The organism is Allobosea sp. P1_A7 (assembly GCF_056406775.1).
Genome location: NZ_JBFTZN010000335.1, coordinates 1 through 5,888, shown reverse-complemented (window position 1 = coordinate 5,888; position 5,888 = coordinate 1). Strand labels below are relative to the sequence as shown.

Annotated in this window: 6 protein-coding genes, 1 tRNA gene and 1 pseudogene; 4 read left to right on the top strand and 4 right to left on the bottom strand. The window is 63.7% G+C overall.

Going from position 1 to position 5,888, the window contains the following annotated elements; translation table 11 throughout:
• Positions 1-198 (bottom strand): annotated as a pseudogene (locus tag AC1D34_RS33275) (IS6 family transposase); the annotation flags it as partial.
• A 126-nt stretch (positions 199-324) separates the two neighbouring features.
• Here AC1D34_RS33275 and AC1D34_RS33270 point away from each other — a divergent pair.
• A complete protein-coding gene (locus tag AC1D34_RS33270) occupies positions 325-552 on the top strand; it encodes a hypothetical protein (RefSeq protein WP_441509113.1) in 228 nt (75 codons plus the stop codon).
• Here AC1D34_RS33270 and AC1D34_RS33265 read toward each other — a convergent pair.
• A complete protein-coding gene (locus tag AC1D34_RS33265; RefSeq protein ID WP_441509110.1) occupies positions 514-732 on the bottom strand; it encodes a Mu transposase domain-containing protein in 219 nt (72 codons plus the stop codon). The genes AC1D34_RS33270 and AC1D34_RS33265 overlap by 39 nt on opposite strands.
• A complete protein-coding gene (locus tag AC1D34_RS33260; RefSeq protein WP_441509112.1) occupies positions 684-971 on the bottom strand; it encodes a hypothetical protein in 288 nt (95 codons plus the stop codon). Before AC1D34_RS33260 ends, AC1D34_RS33265 begins: the two co-directional genes overlap by 49 nt.
• A 30-nt stretch (positions 972-1,001) precedes the next feature.
• On the opposite strand from AC1D34_RS33260, the gene AC1D34_RS33255 reads away from it, so the two are divergent.
• Complete coding sequence (locus AC1D34_RS33255) at positions 1,002-2,027, top strand: class I SAM-dependent methyltransferase (RefSeq protein WP_476826539.1); 1,026 nt, start codon at positions 1,002-1,004, stop codon at positions 2,025-2,027.
• Here the strand turns inward: AC1D34_RS33255 and AC1D34_RS33250 are convergent.
• On the bottom strand, positions 2,024-2,758 hold the full coding sequence (locus AC1D34_RS33250; protein ID WP_476826538.1) for a hypothetical protein: 735 nt from the start codon (positions 2,756-2,758) through the stop codon (positions 2,024-2,026). The two genes, AC1D34_RS33255 and AC1D34_RS33250, sit on opposite strands and share 4 nt — an antisense overlap.
• A 1,053-nt stretch (positions 2,759-3,811) precedes the next feature.
• Between AC1D34_RS33250 and AC1D34_RS33245 the strand changes: the two genes are divergently transcribed.
• On the top strand, positions 3,812-5,653 hold the full coding sequence (locus AC1D34_RS33245; protein WP_441509107.1) for an adenylate/guanylate cyclase domain-containing protein: 1,842 nt from the start codon (positions 3,812-3,814) through the stop codon (positions 5,651-5,653).
• Between the two features lie 106 nt (positions 5,654-5,759).
• Positions 5,760-5,835, top strand: a tRNA-Ile gene (locus AC1D34_RS33240).
• The last annotated feature ends 53 nt before the right edge of the window (positions 5,836-5,888 follow it).

Here is a 5,888-nt window from a genome sequence, read left to right as displayed (position 1 = left end):
GCGCGTTTGCGCCGGTTGAAGCGCTCAAGCAGCAATGGCGAGAAGTAGACGACCCCAGCGGTGGATCGTGGAATGGTCGATGCTGATGCCGCGCTCGGCCATCATCTCCTTCAGGTCGCGCAGGCTCAGGCCGTAGGCCAGATACCAGCCAACACACACCAGGATCACCGATCGGTCGAAATGACGGCCCTTGAACATCTGAAATCCTCCAGCCCATGGCTTAAAGGGATGCCCTAACCTCCGTAACTGACGAGTTTGCAACAGAACCGGACCGCCTCGCCATTGGCGATGAATCGTCCCGTCGCGATCTCGCGGATCTGCGCCTTGTCGAGCGAGAAGTGTGCCCCGAAGTCGAAGTCCGGTGAGATCGCGCACGTAGGGAAAGCGCGCGAGCCCGAAGGACATGTCGATCCGGCGCTGATCGCAGCGCGCGACCTCGCGCTCGCAAAACAGCGTCAGCGCCTCCCGGATCGTGAGTTCGCGGCGGCCGGCCTCGTCGATCCGGAAGTGATCTTAGCGGAGCGAGACGAGCCACTCGGCCGTTCCGACTAGCCCGGCCAGATGAGCATCGTCGACGATCCGGCCATGACGCCCCTTTAACTCGGCATGGTTGACCACCTCCCGCCCGCCATGATGGATGCGCACGATCTCATCGCCGGCCGTGACCCGGACCCGCTGGCCGATCAGCGCCACGGCACCGAATAGGTGTTGCCGTCGATCGCCACCGCACATTCGGCGACCGGCTTGATCATCCTTCGCATGAACGAAGCCAGCAGCGGTGCCACGGGGGAATGTTCACTCGGACGGCCTGGAAATGCCGGGTCATCCTCCATTCGGAGGATGTCGAGCCTTTGCCTCGCGCCTACCAGAGACAGTCTTGGCTCGCTTGGGCGCAGCTGACCTTTGAAACCGAAGCCCCGGGCAAATGGAGCCCTCGCATAGCGTGCGACCTGGATGCCGACCGTGGGCATCGCGGCCTCCAAACTCTCGCAGGCGTCTCGATGACCGTCTGGCCGGATGAGGCGGGAGCTCGAGCTCAGCGGCGACCAGGCCTCGATGGGTACGCACGATGCCGGTTCGGTCGTCCCGCTCGCTGTGTTGTCGGTAGGGTTCCAATTGATCCCGACGCCTGGAAAGGGTGGCATGGCCCCGAGCGCATCTGCTGGCGAGAGGCAATCGGCGATTCAGCCTGGGAGATTGCAATGCGGGTCGTTCAAATGCGTCCACACACTGACGATGTCTGCGATCACACGACGGCGGCCGAGGTCGATCGCCTCAAATCCGCCTATGCGAAATATGCGGACAGGGATCGCGGAAACCCGGAGAAGGAGAAACGCCCCGGACGCCTGCGCATGGTGCGCGATCGCGATGTCGCCCTGTACAGGTTGCTTGATCGCGAAACGACCCCTCCCCTCAAGCGCTATCGGGTCCTGGACCTGGGCTGCGGGACAGGGGATCTGATCCACCAGTTGCAGCGCTACGGCTTTCCCAACGACCGTCTGTWCGGGGTCGACCTGCTCCCGGAAAGCCTCGCAACCGCCAAACGGAAATGCCCGGACGTATCGTTCACGGAAGCGAATGCCGAGCACGTGCCGTTTCCCGACCAGCGTTTCGATTTCATCCTGGTTTTCACGGTGTTCTCCTCGATCTTGAGCCCCGGCATGGCCAGTAACGTAGCGCGCGAGATCACCCGCGTCCTGACGCCGGACGGAGTGATCATCTGGTATGACCTGCGCTATCCCAATCCCTGGAACCGCAATGTCAGGGCCATGACACGGCGCCGCATCCAGGACCTGTTTCCTGATTTCGAGATTGAGCTGACCTCGAAAACGCTGCTTCCTCCCATCGCCTACCGGCTCGGCACACTCACAGACCCGCTCTATCCGACGCTGGCCCTCGTCCCCGCCTTTCGTTCCCACTATTTCGGCATGCTCCGCAGTGCGTCCTCAGGCGTGATAGAATCTGGAAGCACCGAGCCCTCGCCATCGCGCGAAAACCGCAAGCCGCCTTTCGGGCCGATGCCTTAATGTGAGAGCGCCGGATAACCGCGTGCTGTAGGCTCCTCCGCGACAGCGCGCGACGGGCGCATCCTGGCCTGCACCTCGGTGGTGATCCGATCGATCGACAGATTGCGGCTTGGGGCATCGATGCTGCTGATGCGGATCATGGGGAGCCCGCGTGCGCTGACCATGTCCGAAATCAGATCGACATGGTCCACATGGTCCAGGCTGCCTTGCAGATCGATTTCGRGGTAGCGTTGAAGCGGACCGATCTTCTGCCGACGATCCCGAAGGCGCGCCTCCAGGAGGGGGCGTGGCGCCTCGAAGCGGATGAGCAGGTCCGGTTTCGGCACGATGTCGAGCGCGCGTGCGACAGGGTCGCGGTCGGTTATGCCGCTGAGCAGGATGAGCGAGGCCACCGCCTGGACCATGCCCTGATCGAAGATCGTGATCGCATCGGAGGCTTGTGCCGCAGTCCAATCGTGATGGAGCAGGGCCAGGTGCCAATAAAGACGAACGAACCAGAGCAGTTCCTTCGGTGGCAGGATCCTGAACAGCTCCGCGACGCCGGCGGCCGAGCCGGCGGACCTGAGCAGCCTGGCGCTGGCCAGGCCTTTGAGGATGCCACGCCTCAGCGGATGGGCGCGCACGCCGATCCGCGGGTTCACGACATAGCCGAGGCCACGCAAATGAGCGGTCAGGGCAGAGACCATCGTCGTCTTTCCGGCCGCGGACGGCCCGAACATCTCCAGAATCATCGCGGGCCTCTCCCTCTCGCCTGGGCGCTCGGGAACCGGGCGTTGACATTAGGCAATCGGCGCTGGTCCCCGCGCCCGGCCATTCCCGTCCGGGCGGGCATTCCATGGATCGACGGCATTCCGCCTGCCCCTCGCCGCCCTGAGCCGATGCAAATCGGCTCCAGCCCCGGACGGAATCTGGCCGTATAATTGCTGCCTGGCCTCATCCAAGCGGTGCTCGAGGCAATCTTGGGAAACTAGGAAGGAGCCTTGTGGACGTCATCCTCCGTTCGAAGGATATGGCTCAAGCCCTTGCCTTTAGGGCAGGATCGAGGCGATGCCGACGCGGGAGACCAGGCGCGATCCCACCATCATGTCCGGCGGGCCGGCGGTCGGCGGCATCCCAGGCCGCCGCAGATTGCGGCTGGCTGAGGTGACTGCATCTGGCGACTGCCAATGCGTTCCGTGTATCCCGGATCGCTCGGGCGATCATCCTGAGTGGCATCTGCGGGGCTTCGCCAGCATGCTTCAGGCTGATGACTATGCCGGCTGCAACAGCCCGCCTGTCACCACCGCTGGTCGACGAGCCCCGGGGTATTTGCATACGCCGCCGGGCTCGCCAACCCATACTTCGGTCAGCTGGAACGCACGGGAACGCTCCATCGACCTCCGTTGCTCCTAAGGTCATTGCGTATCAGGGGGCGGCGTGAGGAGGCGGGCAAGGGAAAGGGATGTTCTGCCGCAAAACATCCCTCCCACGGTTTCCGAAGAAGCGACGGGCTGCGTTAATCTCATGTCCATTCGTGACAATGACGAGGCGAAGGCTTGCCGTCGTGGAGATGCTATCGGCCATCAGGTGAGCGACCGTCGCGTTCCTCACCTCATCGAGCGCCTGTACCAGCATGTCGGCGCGGGTCACGAGGGCGTCATGAGCCTTGGTACTTCGGGCAGCAGAGCGCTTCGCGGGCGAAACTGCTGCGCGCCCAACTGCCGTCCATCAACGGGTTTGGGGCTAGACGTGCGATCGTGATGGGCGCACGAATCACGGGCCTTCGCTGGAGAACCAGAAGCCGCGTGGACGCGCTYGACCGTCGCCTGCTGGCCATCGTATGCGCCGATGTCGCCGGCTATTCCGGCCTGATGAGCGCCGACGAGGAGAGGACCTTTGCGCGCGTTCATGCGCTCTTCAGCAAGGTGGTTCAGCCCGAAGCTCAGCGGAACCAGGGGCGCATCGTCAAGACCATGGGTGACGGGTTCCTGGCGGAATTCACGAGCGCCATCAAGGCGGTTGAGTTTGCGGCGGGAGTTCAACAAAAATGCGCTGTGGCTGACCGTGAAATGCGGTTCCGCATCGGGATCCATGTGGGCGACGTCATCGCYCAGGAGGGGGACGTATTCGGTGACGGCGTCAACATCGCCGCGCGCCTTCAGGAGGCTGCAGAACCGGGCGGGATCCTCGTCTCGCGCGCAGTCCGCGACCAGGCACGTGACCGCTTTCAATTCGAGGAGGCTGGTGAGAAGCATCTGAAGAACATCCCGCGCCCGGTGCGCACATTTCGTGTCGCGGGAGTGGGGCGCGAGCCAGCTCGTTCGAGGAAAATTCGCTGGTTTGTCTGGGTGGTCCCAGCCTCTGTCGCCGCCCTGTTTCTCGCCGTATTCGCGGCGCTGTCGGGCTGGAGCCCGTTCCACGGAGCCTCTGGCAATTTGTCCGGCCAGGTTCAGCACGCACGGCCTTCGATTGCCGTGCTGCCCTTCGCGAACCGATCCGGTGACGCTGCTGATGACTACTTCAGCGACGGGCTCACCGAGAATGTTCTGACTGCCCTAGCGCGCTTCCCAGACCTGTTCGTTATCTCCCGCAACTCCACCTTCGCCTACAAGGGCCGGGAGGAGGATACCGCTGAGATCGGGCGCACCCTCGGGGTTCGGTATGTCCTCCAGGGCAGTGTACAAAAGGCAGGACAACAGCTCCGGGTGACAGCGCAACTGATCGATGCACGAGGTGGCGGCAACGTCTGGGCCGAGCGCTATGACCGGCCTCTGCCGGATATTTTCGCGATCCAGGACGAGATCGCGGAGCGGATCGCCTCGCGTCTCGGCAGCTCCATCCAGCGAGCGGAGGTCGCAGCCGGAATGCGCAAGGCGCCGACCGACCTCACGACTTACGACCTCTATCTCCGGGGACGCAGCCTACGGCAGGTAGGCAGCAAGGACAAAGCCCTCGCGGCCCGCGCCATGTTCGAGAAGGCTATCGAGCTCGACCCCACGTTCGCCCCCGCACTCGCGGAGATGGCCTTCGCTTACTACCGCGGGGTGGCATTGCGGTGGGACACGCCCGACCGTGAGGCGGCGCTGGAGAAAGGGTTGGCGTTTGCGCAACGGGCCCTAGGCGCCGACCCGACCCTCCCGATGGCGCATATGGTTATGGGTGACCTGCTTCTTCGCCGGCACGCTCACGACGAAGCCGCGCGTTGGGCTAAGCGTGCTGTGGAGCTCAATCCGAACGATGCCGAGTACTATGCCGGCCTTGCCAACATCATCAGCTTCATGGGCCGCTCCGAGGAGGCCATTGCCCTTATGCAACGGGCGTTCGTCCTCGACCCACTCCATTCCCCGAATTACGACATGTACCTCGGACGCGCCCTACTGCTGAGCCGTCGCTTCGACGAGGCCCTGCCTTACCTGCGCGACTGCGCTCGCCGTGCGCCGGATTACTGGCCGTGCCACTTGTTCTCGGCGGTGACCGACGCCCACATGGGCCACAACGACGCCGCGAAAGCCGCGCTGGACGAATTGCGACGTTCTTCGCCGATCCGAACCGTGCAGGACTTCCTCGGGCCCGGTGACTACCTGCCCGGGCCAACCTTTGACCTCATCAGTGAGGGCCTGGCGAAAGCTGGGTTGCCGCCGAGCTGATCGCGCCCCACAACGGAACGCAGACGATGCCGTCTACATGGAGGCACTTGGCGCGCTGGAATCTCGCGTTTTGCCGGGCAGACCGGGAGGGTGTTAGGCGAAGGGTGGGCCGGTAGCTCAACGGTTAGAGCTCGCTGCTCATAACAGCGCCGGTGCCGGTTCGAATCCGGCCCGGCCCACCATTTTCCTCTCAATGGCCTGACGAGCTACCGGGCTGCTCCACCCCGCGGTAATG

Coding starts and splice junctions, on each gene's coding strand:
- AC1D34_RS33265 (WP_441509110.1), bottom strand. CDS start 732: ATGTGCGGTGGCGATCGACGGCAACACCTATTCGGTGCCGTGGCGCTG.
- AC1D34_RS33260 (WP_441509112.1), bottom strand. CDS start 971: ATGCCCACGGTCGGCATCCAGGTCGCACGCTATGCGAGGGCTCCATTT.